The sequence below is a fragment of the Niveispirillum irakense DSM 11586 genome, assembly GCF_000429645.1.
GTDB classification, from domain to species: domain Bacteria; phylum Pseudomonadota; class Alphaproteobacteria; order Azospirillales; family Azospirillaceae; genus Niveispirillum; species Niveispirillum irakense.
Genome location: NZ_AUCG01000021.1, coordinates 1 through 18,223, shown reverse-complemented (window position 1 = coordinate 18,223; position 18,223 = coordinate 1). Strand labels below are relative to the sequence as shown.

Annotated in this window: 16 protein-coding genes and 2 riboswitches; of the genes, 8 read left to right on the top strand and 8 right to left on the bottom strand. The window is 64.2% G+C overall.

What is annotated here, in order from left to right:
- Positions 1-10: 10 nt before the first annotated feature.
- Positions 11-1,042, bottom strand: coding sequence for a cobalamin biosynthesis protein CobW (gene cobW / locus G473_RS0109110; RefSeq protein WP_029012848.1), 1,032 nt, complete (start codon positions 1,040-1,042; stop codon positions 11-13).
- A gap of 16 nt (positions 1,043-1,058) precedes the next feature.
- Positions 1,059-1,466, bottom strand: a complete 408-nt coding sequence (locus G473_RS0109105) for a DUF1636 family protein (RefSeq protein ID WP_051330077.1) — start codon at positions 1,464-1,466, stop codon at positions 1,059-1,061.
- Positions 1,467-1,609: 143 nt separating this feature from the next.
- A riboswitch (cobalamin riboswitch) is annotated at positions 1,610-1,838 on the bottom strand.
- A 38-nt stretch (positions 1,839-1,876) separates the two neighbouring features.
- Positions 1,877-2,090, top strand: a riboswitch (cobalamin riboswitch).
- A gap of 31 nt (positions 2,091-2,121) precedes the next feature.
- On the opposite strand from G473_RS0109105, the gene G473_RS0109100 reads away from it, so the two are divergent.
- Together G473_RS0109100 and G473_RS0109095 are read left to right on the top strand one after the other, a co-directional pair.
- Positions 2,122-2,760: a HupE/UreJ family protein gene (locus G473_RS0109100; RefSeq protein ID WP_035706400.1), complete on the top strand. Its 639-nt coding sequence runs from the start codon at positions 2,122-2,124 to the stop codon at positions 2,758-2,760.
- Positions 2,761-2,986: 226 nt separating this feature from the next.
- On the top strand, positions 2,987-4,351 hold the full coding sequence (locus G473_RS0109095; RefSeq protein ID WP_029012845.1) for a globin-coupled sensor protein: 1,365 nt from the start codon (positions 2,987-2,989) through the stop codon (positions 4,349-4,351).
- Positions 4,352-4,357: 6 nt separating this feature from the next.
- On the opposite strand, the gene G473_RS0109090 is transcribed toward G473_RS0109095, so the two are convergent.
- Positions 4,358-5,392 (bottom strand): aldo/keto reductase, encoded by a 1,035-nt coding sequence (locus tag G473_RS0109090; protein ID WP_029012844.1) that lies wholly within the window; start codon positions 5,390-5,392, stop codon positions 4,358-4,360.
- Between the two features lie 37 nt (positions 5,393-5,429).
- Complete coding sequence (locus tag G473_RS0109085) at positions 5,430-6,338, bottom strand: LysR family transcriptional regulator (protein ID WP_029012843.1); 909 nt, start codon at positions 6,336-6,338, stop codon at positions 5,430-5,432.
- A 112-nt stretch (positions 6,339-6,450) separates the two neighbouring features.
- On the opposite strand from G473_RS0109085, the gene G473_RS0109080 reads away from it, so the two are divergent.
- Together G473_RS0109080 and G473_RS0109075 are read left to right on the top strand one after the other, a co-directional pair.
- Complete coding sequence (locus G473_RS0109080; protein WP_029012842.1) at positions 6,451-7,191, top strand: SDR family oxidoreductase; 741 nt, start codon at positions 6,451-6,453, stop codon at positions 7,189-7,191.
- A 358-nt stretch (positions 7,192-7,549) separates the two neighbouring features.
- Positions 7,550-8,224 (top strand): class I SAM-dependent methyltransferase, encoded by a 675-nt coding sequence (locus G473_RS0109075; protein WP_029012841.1) that lies wholly within the window; start codon positions 7,550-7,552, stop codon positions 8,222-8,224.
- 53 nt (positions 8,225-8,277) lie between these two features.
- On the opposite strand, the gene G473_RS0109070 is transcribed toward G473_RS0109075, so the two are convergent.
- On the bottom strand, positions 8,278-9,372 hold the full coding sequence (locus G473_RS0109070; RefSeq protein WP_029012840.1) for an NADH:flavin oxidoreductase/NADH oxidase: 1,095 nt from the start codon (positions 9,370-9,372) through the stop codon (positions 8,278-8,280).
- 115 nt (positions 9,373-9,487) lie between these two features.
- Between G473_RS0109070 and G473_RS0109065 the strand changes: the two genes are divergently transcribed.
- Positions 9,488-9,790, top strand: a complete 303-nt coding sequence (locus G473_RS0109065) for an ArsR/SmtB family transcription factor (RefSeq protein WP_029012839.1) — start codon at positions 9,488-9,490, stop codon at positions 9,788-9,790.
- 87 nt (positions 9,791-9,877) lie between these two features.
- On the opposite strand, the gene G473_RS0109060 is transcribed toward G473_RS0109065, so the two are convergent.
- Positions 9,878-12,556: a TonB-dependent receptor gene (locus tag G473_RS0109060; RefSeq protein WP_084437830.1), complete on the bottom strand. Its 2,679-nt coding sequence runs from the start codon at positions 12,554-12,556 to the stop codon at positions 9,878-9,880.
- A gap of 318 nt (positions 12,557-12,874) precedes the next feature.
- On the opposite strand from G473_RS0109060, the gene G473_RS0109055 reads away from it, so the two are divergent.
- Positions 12,875-13,615, top strand: a complete 741-nt coding sequence (locus tag G473_RS0109055; protein ID WP_245580022.1) for a FadR/GntR family transcriptional regulator — start codon at positions 12,875-12,877, stop codon at positions 13,613-13,615.
- Positions 13,616-13,623: 8 nt separating this feature from the next.
- Here the strand turns inward: G473_RS0109055 and G473_RS0109050 are convergent, their stop codons facing one another.
- A complete protein-coding gene (locus G473_RS0109050) occupies positions 13,624-14,715 on the bottom strand; it encodes an aldose epimerase family protein (RefSeq protein ID WP_051330076.1) in 1,092 nt (363 codons plus the stop codon).
- 346 nt (positions 14,716-15,061) lie between these two features.
- Between G473_RS0109050 and G473_RS0109045 the strand changes: the two genes are divergently transcribed.
- Positions 15,062-16,642: an aldehyde dehydrogenase (NADP(+)) gene (locus G473_RS0109045; RefSeq protein WP_029012835.1), complete on the top strand. Its 1,581-nt coding sequence runs from the start codon at positions 15,062-15,064 to the stop codon at positions 16,640-16,642.
- A gap of 201 nt (positions 16,643-16,843) precedes the next feature.
- Here G473_RS0109045 and G473_RS0109040 read toward each other — a convergent pair whose 3' ends face one another.
- Complete coding sequence (locus G473_RS0109040; protein WP_029012834.1) at positions 16,844-17,953, bottom strand: S-(hydroxymethyl)glutathione dehydrogenase/class III alcohol dehydrogenase; 1,110 nt, start codon at positions 17,951-17,953, stop codon at positions 16,844-16,846.
- A 164-nt stretch (positions 17,954-18,117) separates the two neighbouring features.
- Between G473_RS0109040 and G473_RS29865 the strand changes: the two genes are divergently transcribed.
- Positions 18,118-18,223: helix-turn-helix domain-containing protein (locus G473_RS29865; RefSeq protein WP_154667330.1), on the top strand; the 106-nt coding region annotated here is incomplete at its 3' end.

Genomic DNA, 18,223 nt, shown 5'->3' with positions numbered 1-18,223 from the left:
GGGGGCAGGCTCAACCGGCCAGGATGGCGGCCACAGCCGCCTGATCAAACCCCTTCAGCCCAATGGCGACCAGCCGCCCGGCCGGTTCCTGCCCGCCCCAGGGCCGGTCGAAATACTGGTTCAGCCGGCTGCCCACGGCCTGCACGGTCAGCCGCATCGGCTTGCCGGCAACGGCCACATGGCCTTTGACGCGCAGGATGCCATGCTCGCGTGCCACCTGGGCCACGCGATCGGCCAGGATGGCGGGGTCGGCCAGCGGCGGCAGGGTCACGACGATGCTGTCAAAATCATCATGGTCATGGTCTTCTTCCGCATCATGCAGGGTGCGGCGGCCTTCAATGGCATCTTCCGCTGCAAGGCCCAGGCCCAGCAGCAGTTCCGGAGCCACCTTGCCGTCAATGGCCGGGATCAGGCCGATGCCGGACGGCATGGCGGCTGTGACGGCGGCGCGGGCACGGGCGCGGCCTGCATCATCCAGCAGGTCATCCTTGGTCAGCACCACCAGATCGGCGCACGCAATCTGGTCGGTGAACACTTCTTCCAGCGGGTTGTCATGGTCCAGGGCCGGGTCTGCTGCGCGCTGCCGATCCAGGGCCGCCAGATCGCCGGCCACCTGCCCATCGGCCAGGGCGGCGCCATCCACCACGGCGATAACGGCATCCACCGTCACCTTGCTGCGGATAGCGGGCCAGTTGAAGGCCTGGACCAGCGGCTTGGGCAGGGCCAGGCCGCTGGTTTCAATCAGGATATGCTCAATGGCGGGCTGGCGGGACAGCAGCGCGTCGATGGTGGGGGCGAAATCATCGGCCACGGTGCAGCACAGGCAGCCATTGGCCAGTTCCACGATATTCTCATCCGGGCAGGCGGCGTCGCCGCAGCCCTGCAAAAGGGCGCCATCCACGCCGACATCGCCAAATTCATTGACGATCACGGCCAGCCGGCGGCCACCGGCCTGTTGCAGCAGGTTGCGGACCAGCGTGGTTTTCCCGGCACCCAGGAAGCCGGTGATGATGGTGCAGGGCACCTTGGCAAGCGAGGTCATGACAAAGGCTCTTTCATCAAACGGCGGGGAAAGGGGGAAGGCGGGCGATCAGGCCCTTTTTCAAGGCCGGTGGCCGGGTGCGCCAGGGCAGCAGCCCATCCTCTGACACGGCCAGCAGGCGGGCGGCGGCCAGCAGGTCCTCAGCCCCGGTGTCGGGGTTGATCTCCCCGAACAGATATTGCCAGCGGCCCTGGCATTGCAGCGTGGCGCTGGGCCCGCGATTGCAGTTGCCCAGGCAATCCACCACCAGCACCCGCACGTCATGGGGTGTCGCTTCTGTCAGCGCAGTGGCAAGGCGGGCACCTGGCCGGCACTCGACAGGCACAGGCTCGCCCTGGGCTTCGGCCGGGGTACCGCGGCAGGACCGGCACACCGCCACCAGGGGCCTTGCCAGTGCCATTTCATCTTGTGTCTGATCTGTCATGCCCGTCCCGTCCGGCCCTTAGGGGCCATGATGCGGGTGCGTGGCAGGGGTGCGGCGGCTGGCGCTGCATCGGCGGGTGCCAGGGACAGGTTGAAGACCTCAACCGGGCACATGCCGACCGGCGATCAGGGCACCCCGCCTGATATCCGTCCCTGGCGCTGGCAGGTCTCCTGGCTCATGGGTCCATGCCCGTCCCGCCTTCCCAGCCGCCCGAAAGGGCCGCCAGTGGCTTTGTGGAACAAGCTCGCCACACACAGTTGCGGGGGCAGCCACGGTCGCCGGCCAGAACCTTTTGCAAGGCCCGGACAGGTCCGTGTTCCCTTTTCACGCCGCCGGGCAGCCCGGCTGGCGACCAGCGCAGGTGCAATAGAACCATCGGCACCCGTCTTGTCAATCGCCGCGCCCGCGGCCATAGTGGCGGCTCCGACGGTTGCCGGCTTCCCGGCCGGCATGAAAAGGGAACGCGGTGCGGTGCCATCCAGGCGCCAATGCCGCGGCTGCCCCCGCAACTGTATGCGGCAAGCCCCCAACCATGATGCCACTGGTCCTTGACGGGACTGGGAAGGCGGATGGGTGGCGCGACCAGCCGCAAGCCAGGAGACCTGCCTTCGGACCATAACCTGTGCTGTCCTCGGTGGGAGGACATGAAGGAGTGATGATGACGCGTTCGCCTATCCGCGCGCTGGTCCGCGGTGCCGCCCTTTCCGGCCTTTCCCTGCTGGCAACCTCGCCCGCCTTTGCCCATCATATGATGGATGGGGAATTGCCCGCCACCTTCACCCAGGGCCTGCTGTCCGGCCTGGGCCACCCCATCATCGGGCCGGACCATCTGGCCTTTATCCTGGCCGCCGGCCTGGCCGTGGCCGCCGCCGGCCTGCCGTTGCTGCTGCCGGTCCTGTTTGTGGCCCTGTCCGCCGTTGGTGTGGGGCTGCATGTGGCCGGCGTCGGCCTGCCGGGTGCGGAATTGCTGGTTGCCGCGTCGGTGCTGGCCGCCGGTGCGGTGATCGCCAGCGGTCGCCGGTTGCCGGTTGGCGGCTGGGCTGCTTTGTTCGCCCTGGCCGGCCTGTTCCATGGCTATGCCTATGGCGAATCGATCTTCGGGGCCGAAGCGACGCCGGTGGTCGCCTATCTGATCGGTCTGGCTGCGATCCAGTCGGCGCTGGCCGTGGGTGTGGCCTGGCTGCTGCGCTCCCGCACCGCGTGGGAATGGGGCCGCCGTCTGCCGCGTCTGGCTGGTGGTACTGTCGCAGCGGTCGGGCTTTTCGTGCTGGCGGCACAGGTCATCCCGGCCTGATAAAAGGGGCGGGGCTGGCTGCTACAGGCAGCGGTTCCGCCCTCTCTCCGACTGGCGGATGGTGGTGGCCCGACATGAGGATGCCGCCACAAACCGTAATTGGAGAAGGTGCTTTACATAATTATTGTAGCTGCCAACCGTTGCGTTAATTCTCCTGATACGCCCATGTGGCGATAATAAGGGGCGGCCCCTGCATGGGAGAGGCCGCGGGTGACGGGGGACTAAGATGGCGGTGAAGAGTGCCGACGATTGGGCCGGTCGGCTGGAATTTCTGGGCATTGATGCGCAGACACGGCGCGTTCTGGCGGCGGTGAAGCCCCGTATCCAGGCGGTGCTGCCAGAGATCATCGATGCCTTCTATAAAGATGTGCGCCGCCAGCCGCATCTGATGCGGATGTTCCCCAATGACAAGATCATGGCCCATGCCCGCGAACGGCAGTTGCAGCATTGGCTGATCCTGTTCAGTGGCACGTTTGACCAGACCTATGTGGACAGCACCAATGCCATCGGGCGCGTCCACAGCATGCTGGGGCTGGAGCCGCGCTGGTATCTGGGTGGCTATGCGCTGACCCTGTCGCGGCTTTATACCGCCCTGCAGGAAAGCTTTGTCGATCGCTGGAACCCGCGTGCCGCGGCGCAGAAGGCGGCGGAGGCCATGCGCGCCGTCAATCTGGCTGTCATGCTGGATATGGATCTGGTGATCTCCACATATCTGGAAGAAAACGACGCCCGCTATAACAGCCATTTGCGCAAACTGGCCGACCAGTTGGACCAGCATGTCCGGTCGATGGTGGAAGGTGTTGCGGCGGCGGCTACGGAGCTGGATGCCAGCGCCCGGGAAATGGCCCGCACCGCCACGGCCACCAATGCCAGCGCCCGTACAGCGGGGGTGGCAGCCGACCAGGCATCCGCCAATGTCGGCACGGTGGCGGCGGCGTCGGAGCAGCTTTCCGTTTCCATCAACGCCATTGCCGGTCAGGTTTCGCAATCAGCCGGGATCGCCCGCACTGCCGTGTCGGAGGCGGGTAATGCCGGTTCCGCCATGCGGGAATTGGCCGATGCCAGCCAGCGCATCACCCGCATTGTCGATCTGATCAGCGAAATCGCGGCCCAGACCAACCTTCTGGCCCTGAACGCGACGATTGAGGCGGCCCGCGCCGGGGAGGCCGGCAAGGGTTTTGCCGTGGTGGCCGGTGAGGTGAAGAACCTGGCCAGCCAGACCGCCCGCGCGACGGAGGATATTTCCCGTCAGGTCGGGGAAATGCAGGACCGGATGGGCCATGCCCTGGCGGCCCTTTCCGCCATTGAAGGTACGATCCGGGAGATTGACGGCATTTCCAGCACTATCGCCACCGCTGTGGGGGAGCAGGGGGAAGCCACGCGGGAGATTGCGCGCAATGTCCAGAACGCCGCCACCGCCACGGCCGAGGTGGCGGACAACCTGTCCGGTGTCACCGATGCGGCCGGTGCCGTTGGCGATATGGCGACCGGGCTGGGTGGAGCTTCTGCCGAACTCAGCCAGCAGGCCGACCAGTTGCGCCGGGGGGTGGAGGAATTCATCGCCACCCTGACCGGCAAATCGGCCGCCTGATATCGGTCAGCGATGGACGGGCACGGGCGGCGGGTTGCGCACCATGCCCACGCGGCGCTGATGCCAATAGGGATAGGCTGGCTGCACGTCGCTGGCCCGGTCCAGCCGCTCCATCTGGTCGGGCGACAGTTTCAGGTCTGCGGCGGCCAGATTATCGCGAAGCTGGTCCACGGTGCGGGCACCGATGATGATGCCGGTCACGCTGGGCCGGGCCAGCAACCAGGCCAGCGCCACCTGGGCCATGGAGCGTTCGACTTCCGTCGCCACCTGCTCCAGCGCGTCGGTGATGGTGTAAAGCCGTTCCTCCGGCACCTGCCAGGAGGCATCGGTGGCGGCCCGGCTATCGGCGGGGGCAGGCTTGTTGCGGCCAATCTTGCCGGACAGTTTGGCACCGGAAAGTGGGCTCCACACCAGGGTGGCGACCTTCTGGTCCAGCGCCAGGGGCATCAGTTCCCATTCAAAATCCCGCGCGGCCAGGGAGTAATAAGCCTGATGCGACACGGGCTTGGGCAGGCCATGCTTTTCCGCCAAAGCCAGCATCTTCATCAGGTGCCAGCCGGAATAATTGGAGACGCCATAATAGCGGATCTTGCCGGCGCGGGTCAGGCTGTCCAGCGCGTGCAGCATCTCCTCCACCGGGGTGACGGCATCGAAGGCGTGAAGCTGGTACAGGTCGATATAATCCGTGCCCAGCCGTTTTAGGCTGGCTTCCACCGACCGGATGATGCGGGCGCGCGAGGTACCGATATCGTTCGGCCCTGGTCCCATGGCGATCCCGGTTTTCGTGGCGATCTGCACCTTGTCGCGCCGACCCTTGATCGCCTGCCCCAGAATTTCCTCTGACAGGCCGGCGGAATAGCTGTCTGCGGTGTCGAACATGGTGCAGCCGGCTTCCAGCGCCACATCCACCAGCGTGGTGGCGCCCTGCACATCCGTTTGCCCCCATTTGCGGAAGAAATCGCCGCTGCCGCCAAAGGTGGCCGTTCCCAGGATCAGGGAGGGCACGAACAGGCCGGAGCCGGACAAGGGACGGTATTCCATGATCTTGATCTCCTGTTTCCAGGTGAGGTGGGGACTGTCACACCATGCCATCATGGGCCTGGGCGGCAAATTGCCGGACAACCCAATCCATGAAGACACAGATGCGCTGCGGCAATTGCCGGTCGCGCGGATAAAGCAGGGATACCGGGGTCGGGCTGGGCGGGAAAGCCGGCAGGATTTCCACCAGCCTGCCAGCGGCCAGATCATCCGCCACCCCATAGCGTGGCACCTGGATCAGCCCTAGCCCCTGACGGGCAGCGGCGACCAGACTATCGGCGCCGTTCAAGGCCACTGGTGCTGGCAGAAGCATCTCCCGCGGTTTTCCCTCCACCATGAATTCCAGCGGCAGCAGCGCGCCGGTGGCGGTGGAATGGAAGCCAATCATCTGATGGCCCTGCGCCAATTCTTCCAGGCTGGTGGGCCGGCCATGCCGGTGGATATAATCCGGGCTGGCGCAGGTTATCTCCCGCAGCAGGCCGACGCGGCGGGCCACCATGTCGCTATCCACCAGTGTGCCGACGCGCAGGGCGCAATCCACCCCCTCACGCAGCAGATCCACCATCCGGTCGCCTTCCCCCATGAATAGGGAGATATCCGGATATTCCGCCAGGAAGGCGGGCAGGCCGGGCAGCAGGAAATGGCGGGCCAGCCGCCCCTGCACATCCACGCGCAAGGCCCCGCGCGGCTTGGCCCCGACAATGCCGGCCTCTGCGTCTTCCACCTCCGCGATGATGGCGATGCAGCGGCGGTAATAGGCCTCCCCCTCCAGGGTGGGGCCGACAAAGCGGGTGGTTCGCTGCAACAGGCGCACGCCCAGCCGCGCCTCCAGCGTCCGCACGGCATCGGTCACGGTGGAGCGCGGCAGGCCCAGATCCTGCGCCGCCTGGGAGAAGCTGCGCTGCTCCACCACGCGGGTGAACACGCGCATCGCATCGAACCGGTCCATGAATTGTTCGCCATTTCCGGTCAGTATTGCCGGATCATGGGGGATTATCCGGAAAACGCAATAGGTTAAGGTAAGGCATGCCCTGGGATGACAGGGAATGAAGGAGAATGTGATGAGTAAGCAGATGATGAAAAGCGCCATCGTTACCGGTGGCTCTCGCGGGATCGGTGCTGCCATCAGCCGCCGGTTGGCGGCAGACGGGTGCGCCGTTACGATCAATTATGCCGGCAATCAGGCGGCAGCAGAAAAACTGGTGGCCGATATCATTGCCGCCGGGGGGCAGGCCCAGGCAGTGCAGGGTGATGTGGCTGATCCCGCCACCATGGCGACCCTGTTCGATACGGCAGAGGCTGCATTTGGCGGTGTCGATCTGCTGGTCAACAATGCCGGTGTGTTCAGCGTCGCCAGCTTGGCTGACCAGACCGATGATGATTTCGACCGGCTGATCGCCATCAACCTGAAAGGGGCCTTCAACGGCATGCGGGAGGCGGCCAAACGTGTGCGCAACGGTGGCCGCATCATCAACCTTTCCACCAGTGTCGTGGGCATGAAGCTGGAAACCTATGGCGTCTATGCGGCGACCAAGGCAGCGGTGGAAACCCTGACGGCCATTCTGTCCAAGGAGTTGCGCGGCCGTTCCATCACCGTCAACGCGGTGGCACCCGGCCCGACTGCGACCGACCTGTTCCTGACCGGCAAATCACCGGAACTGGTCGAGCGGTTGGCCAAAATGGCGCCGCTGGAACGGTTGGGCACGCCTGATGATATTGCTGCCGCCATCGCTTTCCTGGCCGGGCCGGATGGTGCCTGGATCAATGGGCAGGTCTTACGCGCCAATGGCGGCGTTGTCTGATCAAGGCTAGGGTTTGTCAGGTTAAGTGGAACCGGAAATCGTTCTCACTACCGTCGCCCCGGGGCAGGCCCATAGGCGCTAAGTTAAGGGTTCGCACTTCCCTGCCTCCCCCGCGAAGGCGGGGGTCCAGGGGCCACATGAACCACGCTTGAGTGCCCTTGGCCCCTGGATCCCCGCTTTCGCGGGGAAAGCACTTCGGTGCAAGAGGTTAACTTAGCGCCTATGGGCCTGCGCCGGGGCGGTGTCTAGGGTAGTCCAACCTAGCCCGTTATGCCGGTCCCTGTTGCTTCCTTGACCTGCCGCCACTCATGTAACAAGATATGTTTCGTGATGGATAGTAGGTTGAAAGGTCGGGATCATGCAGAACAACACCATCCCCGGCGCCGGTGCGGGATATGCGGATCGGGTGAGCCGCCAGGTCCCCGGCCTGGATGATCTGCACCAGATGGTGGGTCTTCTTCTGGCTGAGCGGGTGCCGGAAGGCGGGCGGGTGCTGGTTGTCGGGGCCGGGGGTGGGATGGAATTGGCGGCTCTCGCCGCCGCCTATCCCTCCTGGTTTTTCGATGGGGTGGACCCTTCCGCCCTGATGCTGGCGCAGGCGCGTGAGCGGCTGGGGCCGGCGATGGCCCGTGTGCGGCTGCACGAAGGCTATATTGATGCGTCACCGGAAGGGCCGTTTGATGGTGCCACCTGTCTGCTCACCCTCCACTTCCTGCCGGAAGCGGAGCGACGGCGGACGCTGCGGGTGATCGGCCAGCGGCTGAAACCCGGTGCCCCCCTGGTCACGATGCATCACAGCTTTCCCACCAGCGATCAGGAGAAGGACAAATGGCTGGCGCGTAATGCCGCCTTTGCCGCGTCCCGCGGGATGCCCTCCATCCAGACTGTTTCCAGTCTGGCCGCCATGAAGCAGAGCCTGCCGGTGCTGACACCAGCCCAGGACGAGGCTTTGCTGCGCGACGCTGGCTTTACGGAAATCGACCTGTTCTACGCGGCCTTCACCTTTAAAGGCTGGGTGTCCATCAAGGCCTGAACCGCTGAGATGCCCGGATAGGGCGCGCCATATCCGGGCATCCGTATTGGTGATCAGCGATACCGGCTCAACCAATGGGCATAGGGGGCGGGCAGGGTGGCCCAGGCGGGCTTCTCCACGCCCAGCTTGCGGGCGGCATCATAGGGCCAGTGCGGGTTTTCCAGCAGCGGGCGGCCGATCATGGCCACGTCGATGGCGCCATCCTTGATCAGCGCGTCGGCCTGTTCGGCCGGGCCGACATTCCAGGTCGTGGCCGTGGGCAGGCCGGTTTCCTGGCGCACGCGCTTGGCGATGTTGCCCAGCATGGCGGGGCCCCAGGGGATTTGCGCCGTCGGGGTGGAGAAGCCCATCGACACATCAATGAAATCCAGTCCCCCCGCCTTGAAACGACGGATAAGGCCGATGGCCTCCGCCAGGGTTTCCTCGTCCCGACCGTCAAATTCAATGACGCCGAACCGGGCGGTCAGCGGCAGGTTTTCCGGCCAGACGGCGCGGACGGCGGCCAGCGTTTCCAGCAGGAAGCGGCCGCGATTGTCGGCATTGCCACCATATTCATCCGTGCGCTGGTTGGCATGGATGGAGAAGAAGCTCTGCGCCAGATAGCCATGGGCGAAATGCAGCATCAGCCACTGGAAGCCGGCATCGCGGGCGCGGATGGCGGCGGCGACGAAATCACCTTTCACCCGCTCGATATCGGCCTTGGTCATCTCCCGCGGCACTTTGGGCAAGCCGCCGCCGAACGCGACCGCAGAGGGGGAGATCGTCTCCCATCCGCGCGGATCGTCCGTGGGGATATGGTCGTCGCCTTCCCAGGGAAGGTTGGCGCTGGCCTTGCGGCCGGCATGGCCGATCTGGATGCCGGGCACGGCACCCCATTGCTTGATCTGCCGGACCATGGGGGCCAGGGCTTCGGCCTGTGCGTCATTCCACAGACCCAGGCAGCCCGGCGTGATACGGCCTTCCGGTGACACGCCGGTGGCTTCCACCACCACCAGACCCGACCCGCCGCGCGCCAGCGCCTCCAGATGCACGGCGTGCCACTGATTGGCCACGCCATCGGTGGCGGAATATTGGCACATGGGCGACACGGCGATGCGGTTGCGCAGCGTGACGTCCTTGAGGCTGTAAGGATCGAAAAGACCCGACATTGCTGAACGCTCCAGAAGCGATAAGGGGAGTTGGCGTCAACCAACTTCGATAATTCGCTTGTACGATATATTTCGAACTATGGCAATGCCAAGCCATCGGTGCTAAATTATTTTCATGAGAAGCTATAAGCATCCCGCCATTGAGGATGTCCGTCCGGAGGACATTTTTCACGCGCTCAGTGATCCGGTCCGTCTCGATATCATCCGCCGCCTGGCGGCAGAGGGGGCGGCGAGCTGTGCCGCGTTGGATGGCGGGCGACCGAAATCCAGCATGTCGCACCATTTCCGCGTGCTGCGCGATGCCGGCCTGGTGCATACACGGCCCGAAGGCGTGACCCATATGAACCAGTTGCGCCGCGATGAACTGGCCACCCGTTTTCCTGGCCTGCTGGACGCGGTGTTGGCAGCGATTGCCTGATCATTCGTCACCAGCGGCGTCCCCATATAAAAAATCCCCCATCCCGATCCGGGATGGGGGGAGGGCTTGTGCTGGTATGGAAGAGGATCAGAACCGGACGCGGAAGCCAGCGGCATAGCGGCGGCCCGTGGTGCGGTATTCCTTGGTCCGGTCTGTTGTGGTGGAGTAGATGAACTCGTTCTCGTCGGTCAGGTTCAGCGCTTCCACGGTCACGGCGAAATTCTCCGTGATGTCGTAGGATGCGCTGGCGTCCAACTGGCCGTAGGCGTCGAAATATTCCGGATCGCCATTCCGGCCTGAGGCCACCTGCAGGAACTTGTCACGCCACGTATAGGCCAGACGAAGCTGGATATCGTCCTTTTCATAAAAGCCGACCAGGCTGTATGAATATTTGGACAGACCCTGAAGCCCGTAATTGGCGCCGCTGACAGCGTTGGTGTAATTGGCGTTGCTCTTCACATAGGTAAAGCTGGCCTGCCCGCCCAACCCATCGAACGGGGTCGGCAGCATGCTGAAGACCTGCCGGTAACCGACCTCGATCCCCTTCACCGTGGCGCCTTCACCGTTGGTCGGCTGGGTCACCTGGAACACGACCTGATCCACCTGCTGCGGCGTGGTCGCGTCGGCAACGAAACTGTCGATATTCTTGTAGAAGGCAGCAGCCGACAGCAGCGACAGATCATCGAAATACCATTCCAGGCCGAATTCGAACTGCGAGGCGCGGAAAGGTTCCAGATCGGGATTGCCGCGGGTGATCTGCTCATTGCCCGGATTGGACAGGATGCTTTGTGCCGGTGACAGGTCGGACAGGGTGGGCCGGGTCATGACGCGGGAGGCGGAGAAACGGCCCACCAGCTCGTCGGTGAAATCCAGCCGGGCATTCAGCGACGGCAGGATATCGGTGTAATGGCCGGAGAAGCTGATCGGCTCCACCCCGGACAGGACGATGATATTCTGTCCCAGCCCGTTCGGCCTGGCGCTGATCACGCTCTGCGCCGCACCGCTGGAGGTGAACTTGGTATCCTCGATCCGCACGCCGGTATTGACCGCCAGCGGCAGGCCACCGATCTCCGTCTTCAGATCGAACATGATGTAACCTAGCGTGACCTTTTCCTTCACGCGGGAAGAGGCGGCGGGGTCGTCGACGGGGGCGGAGTAGATCCCCTCCGGTCGGGACAGCAGATAATCCACCATGGCGCGCGGATCATAGGTGACCCAGTCGCGGATGATATTATCGCTCTTATACTTGGAGAAGAAGTTCATCCCCGTAGCGCGGAACAGGGAAGACGGCAGCAGGACCGAGCCGCCGCAATAAGCGCAGGATACCGCGCCATCCTGGCCGATGGCATCCACCGTCTTGGTCCGTTCCGCACGGGCCACACCGGCGGAGATGGAAATCCCGTCGCCCGGGTCCCACACGCCGTCCAGCTTCACCTCATTGGTTTCGTCCTTGTAATCGGACCCGCCCCACAGATTGTAATGCGCGCCGACATTGTTGAGGTCGGTAGCGACATTGGGGATGGTGGGGGAGGAGAAGCTGTAATCATAGATCGGGTTGCCGCCGCGCCGGTCGAAGGTCATGTCCATCCCGGTGCGCCGGATGGTGGAGAAGATATTATCTTCCTTGCCCTTGCGCGTGGCTTCCGACATGGAGGCATCGAAGGCCAGGGTGAAATCATCCTTCTGCCATTCGGTGTTGAAGCCCAGCAGATAGGTTTCGGTCAGGCGGGGGGCATATGTCACGATCTCGTCCACCGTGCCGCCGGTGATGCGCTGGAAAACGGCGCTGCCATTCTCCACGATCTGTTCCCGCAGCACACCACTGGAGAAATCATAGGCCAGACCCGTGGACCGGTCGATCTGGTCCATCTTGGAGTAAAGCCCATCGAACGTCATGGTGATGGTGTCGGTCGGCTTGTACTGCACCGTACCGTTCAGGCCCAGGCGTTCCCGCGAGGTCTCATAGAAGAAGGGCGACAGGTTGGACGGCATGTCCACGCCGCTGAAACTTCCAACGCCGGGGGCGGTACGGCCATACCAGTAATCAGTGGTATTGACGTTGCCGCGCTTCACATGGCCGGCACCAATATCAAACTCGTCATTGCGCATGTCCCGGTCTTCGTAGGAGACGACCAGCGATGCGCCCAGCGTGGCATCCTCGTTCCGCCAGCTTACGATACCGGACAGGGACGGGTCGGTGCTGTCGGCCAGCCGGCTGTGCAGCGCACGCGCGCTGCCGGCCACCACCAGTTCCTTCTGCTCCAGCGGACGGACGGTGCGGATATTCACCGTCGCGCCGATGGAGGCGCCGTTGATATTCGCACTCGGGCTTTTATAGACGTCAGCGCCGGAGATCAGCTCCGATGGCAGCACATCGAAGCTGAATTCACGCCCGACATTTTCTGTCGCCAGCGTGCGGCCATTCAGGGTCACCGTGTTGAATTGCGGCCCCAGACCACGGACGGAGATGAACTGGCCATCACCCCGGTTCCGGTCGATGGAAACGCCCGTGATGCGCTGAAGCGATTCCGCCACATTCTGATCGGGCAGCTTGCCCAGATCCTCACTGGCGATGGAATCGACCACGCTGACGGAATTGCGCTTGATATCGATGGAAAGCTGGATCGACCGTTTGATGCCGGTCACGACAATCTCATCCAGCGTTTCGGCTCCCCCCGCGGCAGGGACGGCACCGCTGGCATCCTGCGCCCAGGCAGGGCCTGCCATTGCATGCAGCAGGGCGCAGCAAGCGGCCCCATATGCCATTCCCCTCAACGTACCCTTCATGTTCAAGCGTCCTCTCCCTTGGCCCAGGCAATGTTCATCCGAGATGCCACCACCCATTGTCTGAAATATCAGTGACATGTTATGAAATGCCATGCAACTGAAATTTCAGTGCGGGGTTCGGGTTTTGAGGATCATCGTATGCAGTTATGGACAGGCGCAATGGTTGGTTCAGACGGGGCTTTTTGCGCATGGCCCGACCGCCCGCTGCCTTTGTGCTGGCATGGTGGTCCCCGCTTCGTCATGATCCGGCGGCCATCCAGGCGGGTGGCTAAGGACCAGGACAAGGGATGGCCAAGGGTGAAAAAAGGCGGCATCAAGCCCAATTCGCAGCCGGCCGGCATTGCCGCAACGCCGCCAAAGCGAATCCATGGTTCCATCGCCCATGATCTGGGCGTGGCGATTGTCACCGGGCAATATCCCCCCGGCGGTCCCCTGCCGGGGGAGATTGAATTCAGCGAAAAGCTGAATGTTTCCCGCACTGTCTATCGTGAAGCGATACGCATCCTGGCCGCCAAGGGACTGGTGGAGAGCCGGCCCAAGACGGGGACACGGGTGACCGAGCGGGCCCGCTGGAACCTGCTGGATCCTGACGTTCTGGCCTGGATGTTTGCCGGGGAACCAAGCGTGGATTTCATCCGCGACCTGTTTGAGTTGCGGATGATGGTGGAACCGTCAGCGGCCGAACTGGCTGCCATCCGCCGCACGCCCGACGATCTGGCCCGCATGGGCGCGGCGCTGGCAACCATGGCCCGCCACGGGCTTGCCACGCCGGAAGGTCAGGATGCTGACCAGCTTTTCCACCATGCACTGCTGGAGGCGACGCGCAACGCGCCGCTGGTCTGCCTGTCCAGTTCCATCGCCGCCGCTGTCGGCTGGACCACCATCTTCAAACAGCGCAAACGGGAACTGCCACGCGATCCGGTGGAAGATCACCGCGTGCTGTTTGATGCCATCGTGGCCGGCGATGCGGCTGCTGCGCGGGCCACGATGGTCAGCCTGATCGAGAATGCCCTGCGCGACACGGAAATGGGGCTTTGAGCGGGAGGTCAGGCGACCAGCAGCCGGAAGCCCATGACATGGCGATAGGGATGGTCTGGCGTTACCCGCGCGGAAATGAAGGCCGGTTGGTTCGGCGCGTCGGGGAATTTCTGCGGCTCCAGGGCAATCCCATCGCCCATCCGGTAAAGCCGCCCCTGTTTGCCGATCAGCGTGCCATCCAGGAAATTGCCAGTATAGACCTGCAGGCCGGGTTCCGTCGTGGTGACTTCCAGCACCCGGCCCGAAATCGGCTCTTCCAGCCGGGCGGCCAGTTTCGGCGTGTCGGTCAGGCCCGCATCCAGGGCGAAATTATGGTCGTAACCGCGCCCGGCGCGGATCTGCTCGTCCCGGCCATCGCGCAGACCAGCGGCCACCACCTGTCCTTCACGGAAGTCGAACGGGCCGTCCGCGACGGGCCGCACTTCCCCGGTGGGGATCAGGTTGCCATCCACGGGCGTGAAATGGCTGGCCGGCACGGTCAGCCGATGGTTCAGGATGCCGACCGGGCTGTGCCCGCCGGTGAGGTCGAAAACGGCATGGTTGGTCATGTTCAGGATGGTGGGCCTGTCCACCGCCCCTTCATAGGTGATGGACAGCAGGTTATCGCCGTCCAGTGCATAGGTGGCGCTGGCCTGCACCCGGCCCGGGAAGCCCATATCCCCATCCGGACTGTCCAGAACCAGGGTCACCGAAGGGATCGGCCCTTCCGTGATGGTGGTGACGGTCCAAAGCTGACGGTCAAAGCCCATGGGGCCGCCATGCAGGTTGTTGGGCGGGTTGTTGCACGGCACCTGATAGGTCCGCCCGTCCAGGGTGAAGCGCCCGCCGGCGATACGGTTGGCATAGCGCCCGACAGTGACGCCGAAATAGGTCGGCGTCTGCTCATATGGTTCCAGCGTGTCATGGCCCAGCACGATATCTGCCATCTGTCCATGGCGATCCGGCGCCCACAAAGCCTGAAGGGTCGCGCCATAGGTGATGATGGTCGCCATCACACCGTTTTCGTTGCGCAATCTGACCGCCTCCACGGGTCTGCCGTCGGACAGAATACCGAACAGGCGGCGCGTCACCGGCGCATCTATCTGACATTGGGCCGTCATTCTTGTGTTTCCCTCCCGGATTTTGTGCCGGTGACGGGGACCGGGAACCCCCGGTTGACCCGCCCGCATGGCGCCCGCTATATACTCATACAAATTAGAAGCAAAGCCCCATGCGGAGCCGTTTCAACCATGTGCCCATGCCTGTCGTGCCAGCAAAAGGGTCTTGTTTGTGCGCAACCGCCCGCCATCTGGTGTGATGGGAGTTGACGGTCCCGCGCAGCTATGGGACCGCTAACAGAATAACGCAACCGATGGGGTGGTGCCACCGCCCCTTTCCGGCCATCCCGTCCGGCCAGCAGTGTCGGACCCTGGTTCTGGTGGGCACCCGCCCGCATTTGGAGGTTACATGAGCGAGATCAACGGCAACATCCTCATCGGCGCCACGGAAGAGCGCGGGCAGGCCACGTTCCAGGGACGTAACCCGGCCACGGGCGAGAGCCTGCCGGGCGCTTTCGCCGAAGCTGGCGTGGAACATGCCAGCGCTGCCTGTGCCCTGGCGGCGGAAGCCTTTCCCGTCTTCTCCACCCTGTCGCCGGCCGACCGCGCGGCTTTCCTGGAAAGCGTGGCGGAGCATATTCTGGGGATTGGTGACGCCCTGATCATCCGCGCCATGGAAGAAAGCGGCTTGCCGCGCGCGCGCCTGGAGGGGGAGCGTGGCCGCACGGTGGGCCAGCTTCGCCTGTTCGCCAGCGTGCTGCGCCAGGGCGACTGGCTGGAAGCGACCATTGATCCCGCGATGCCGGATCGCGCCCCGCTGCCCCGTCCGGATATCCGCCGCGTCAACCAGCCGGTGGGCCCGGTGGTGGTGTTCGGCGCCTCCAATTTCCCGCTCGCCTTCTCCGTCGCTGGCGGTGACACGGCATCGGCCTTCGCCGCCGGTTGTCCGGTGGTGGTGAAGGGCCATCCGGCCCATCCCGGCACGGGTGAGCTGGTGGCCCGCGCCATCCAGGCTGCTGTGGCCGCCAGTGGCCTGCCGGCGGGCACCTTCTCCTACCTGCCGGGCACGACCCAGGCGTTGGGTGCGGCCCTGGTGGCCGATCCGCGTGTCAAGGCCGTGGGCTTCACCGGTTCCCGCGCCGGCGGTCTGGCATTGGTGGAAATTGCCCGCAACCGGCCGGAGCCGATCCCCGTCTATGCGGAGATGAGCAGCATCAACCCGGTGCTGTTGCTGCCCACCGCCGCCGCCAAGCGCGGGGCCGATCTGGGTGCCGCCTTCATCCAGTCGCTGACCATGGGTGCCGGCCAGTTCTGTACCAATCCAGGCCTTGTCGTGGCCCTGGAGGGGGCGGATACGGAAGCCTTCATCGCCGCCGCCGCACAGAGCCTGACCAGCGCCCCGGCGCAGGTGATGCTGTCTGAAGGCATCTGGCGGAACTATTGCAGCGGCATCGACCTGCTGGCCGGGAATGAGCGCGTGACCCTGGTGGCGCGCGGTCAGGCGGGCGAGGAGGCCAACCGGGGCCAGGCCGCCCTGTTCCGTACCGATGCCGATGCCTTCCTGGCCGACCCGACCTTGAGCCATGAAGTGTTCGGTTCCTCCTCCCTCGTCATTGTCTGCCGCGATGTGGCGGAGGTGAAGCGGGTGCTGGCGGGCCTGGAGGGCCAGTTGACCTCCACCCTGCTGATGGACCCGGAAGATCAGGCCCTGGCCGGGGAATTGCTGCCCCTGCTGACGGAAAAGTCCGGCCGGGTGCTGGCCAATGGCTGGCCGACGGGCGTGGAAGTGTGCCATGCCATGGTCCATGGCGGCCCGTTCCCGGCCACCAGCGACGTGCGCACCACCTCGGTCGGCACGCTGGCCATGGTCCGTTTCCTGCGTCCGGTCTGCTACCAGAACATCCCGGACGCGCTGCTGCCGCCGGCCTTGCAGGCCGCTAATCCCTGGGGCCTGACACGCCGCGTCAATGGCACGTTGACCCCGGCCTGAACGCTGGTTGAGGCGTAAAAGCAGAAAGGGCGGCACCGGTGACGGCGCCGCCCTTTCCTTTTCGTGTTCCCTCAAGTGCCGGGCGCTGCCATCCGGCAGCTTGGCTTCACGGCGCACGAGCGCCGGGTTGGCGGTCGCCAGCCTCCCATCAGTCAAAGGTCAAGCCTTTGGCTGATGGGTACGATTGCCGGTCAGGCCGGATCAGAACAGCACGACGCTGCGGATGCTCTCACCGGCATGCATCAGGTCGAAGCCCTTGTTGATCTCCTCCAGCGTCAGCACATGGGTGATCATCGGGTCGATCTCGATCTTGCCCTGCATGTACCAGTCCACGATCTTCGGCACATCGGTACGGCCACGGGCACCACCGAAGGCAGAGCCCTTCCAGACGCGGCCGGTGACCAACTGGAACGGACGGGTGGAGATTTCCTTGCCGGCCTCGGCCACGCCGATCACCACCGACACGCCCCAGCCGCGATGGCAGGCTTCCAGCGCCTGGCGCATCACATTGGTGTTGCCGGTGCAGTCGAAGGTGTAATCCGCGCCGCCTTCCGTCAGGCCCACCAGATGCTGGACGATATCGCCCTCGATCTTGGTGGGGTTGACGAAATGGGTCATGCCGAAGCGGCGGCCCCATTCTTCCTTCCGGTCATTGATATCGACGCCGATGATCTTGTCGGCGCCCACCATGCGCGCGGCCTGGATCACGTTCAGGCCGATGCCGCCCAGGCCGAAGATCACGACGTTGGAGCCCGGCTCCACCTTGGCGGTGTTGGTCACCGCGCCCACGCCCGTGGTCACGCCGCAACCGATATAGCAGGCGGACTGGAACGGCGCGTCGTCGCGGATCTTCGCCACGGCGATTTCCGGCAGCACGGTGAAGTTGGAGAAGGTGGAGCAGCCCATATAATGGAAAATCGGCTGGCCCTTGTAGCTGAAGCGGCTGGTGCCGTCCGGCATCAACCCCCTACCCTGCGTGGCGCGGATGGAGGTGCAGAGGTTGGTCTTGCGCGACAGGCAGCTTTTGCACTGGCGGCATTCCGGGGTGTAGAGCGGGATCACATGGTCGCCCGGCTTCAGGCTGGTGACGCCCGGCCCCACTTCCCGCACGATACCAGCGCCTTCATGGCCCAGGATGGACGGGAAGATGCCTTCGCTGTCGAAACCATCCAGCGTATAGGCGTCGGTATGGCAGATGCCGGTCGCCATGATTTCGATCAGCACCTCGCCCAGCTTCGGGCCTTCCAGATCGACTTCAACGATTTCCAGCGGCTTCTTGGCTTCAAACGCGACGGCGGCGCGGGTCTTCATGGGGCATTCCCGGTTGGTCAAAACGTCAAGGAGGGGTGGCGCAGGCACACAGAATCGCGGCGGCCGCGCCCACCCGATCCGCCCACTATAGCCGCAACTTTCCTGGCAACAATCCGGCTTTTGTGAAAATGATTGTTGCTGGATAGCAAAGATGGCGGACCATCATGGGCGGTTGGGACGGAATCGAGATTTTCATCGCGGTGTGCGAGACGGAGGGGTTTTCCAGCGCCGCTGCCCGGCTGGGTGTCTCCACCTCCCATGTCAGCCGGG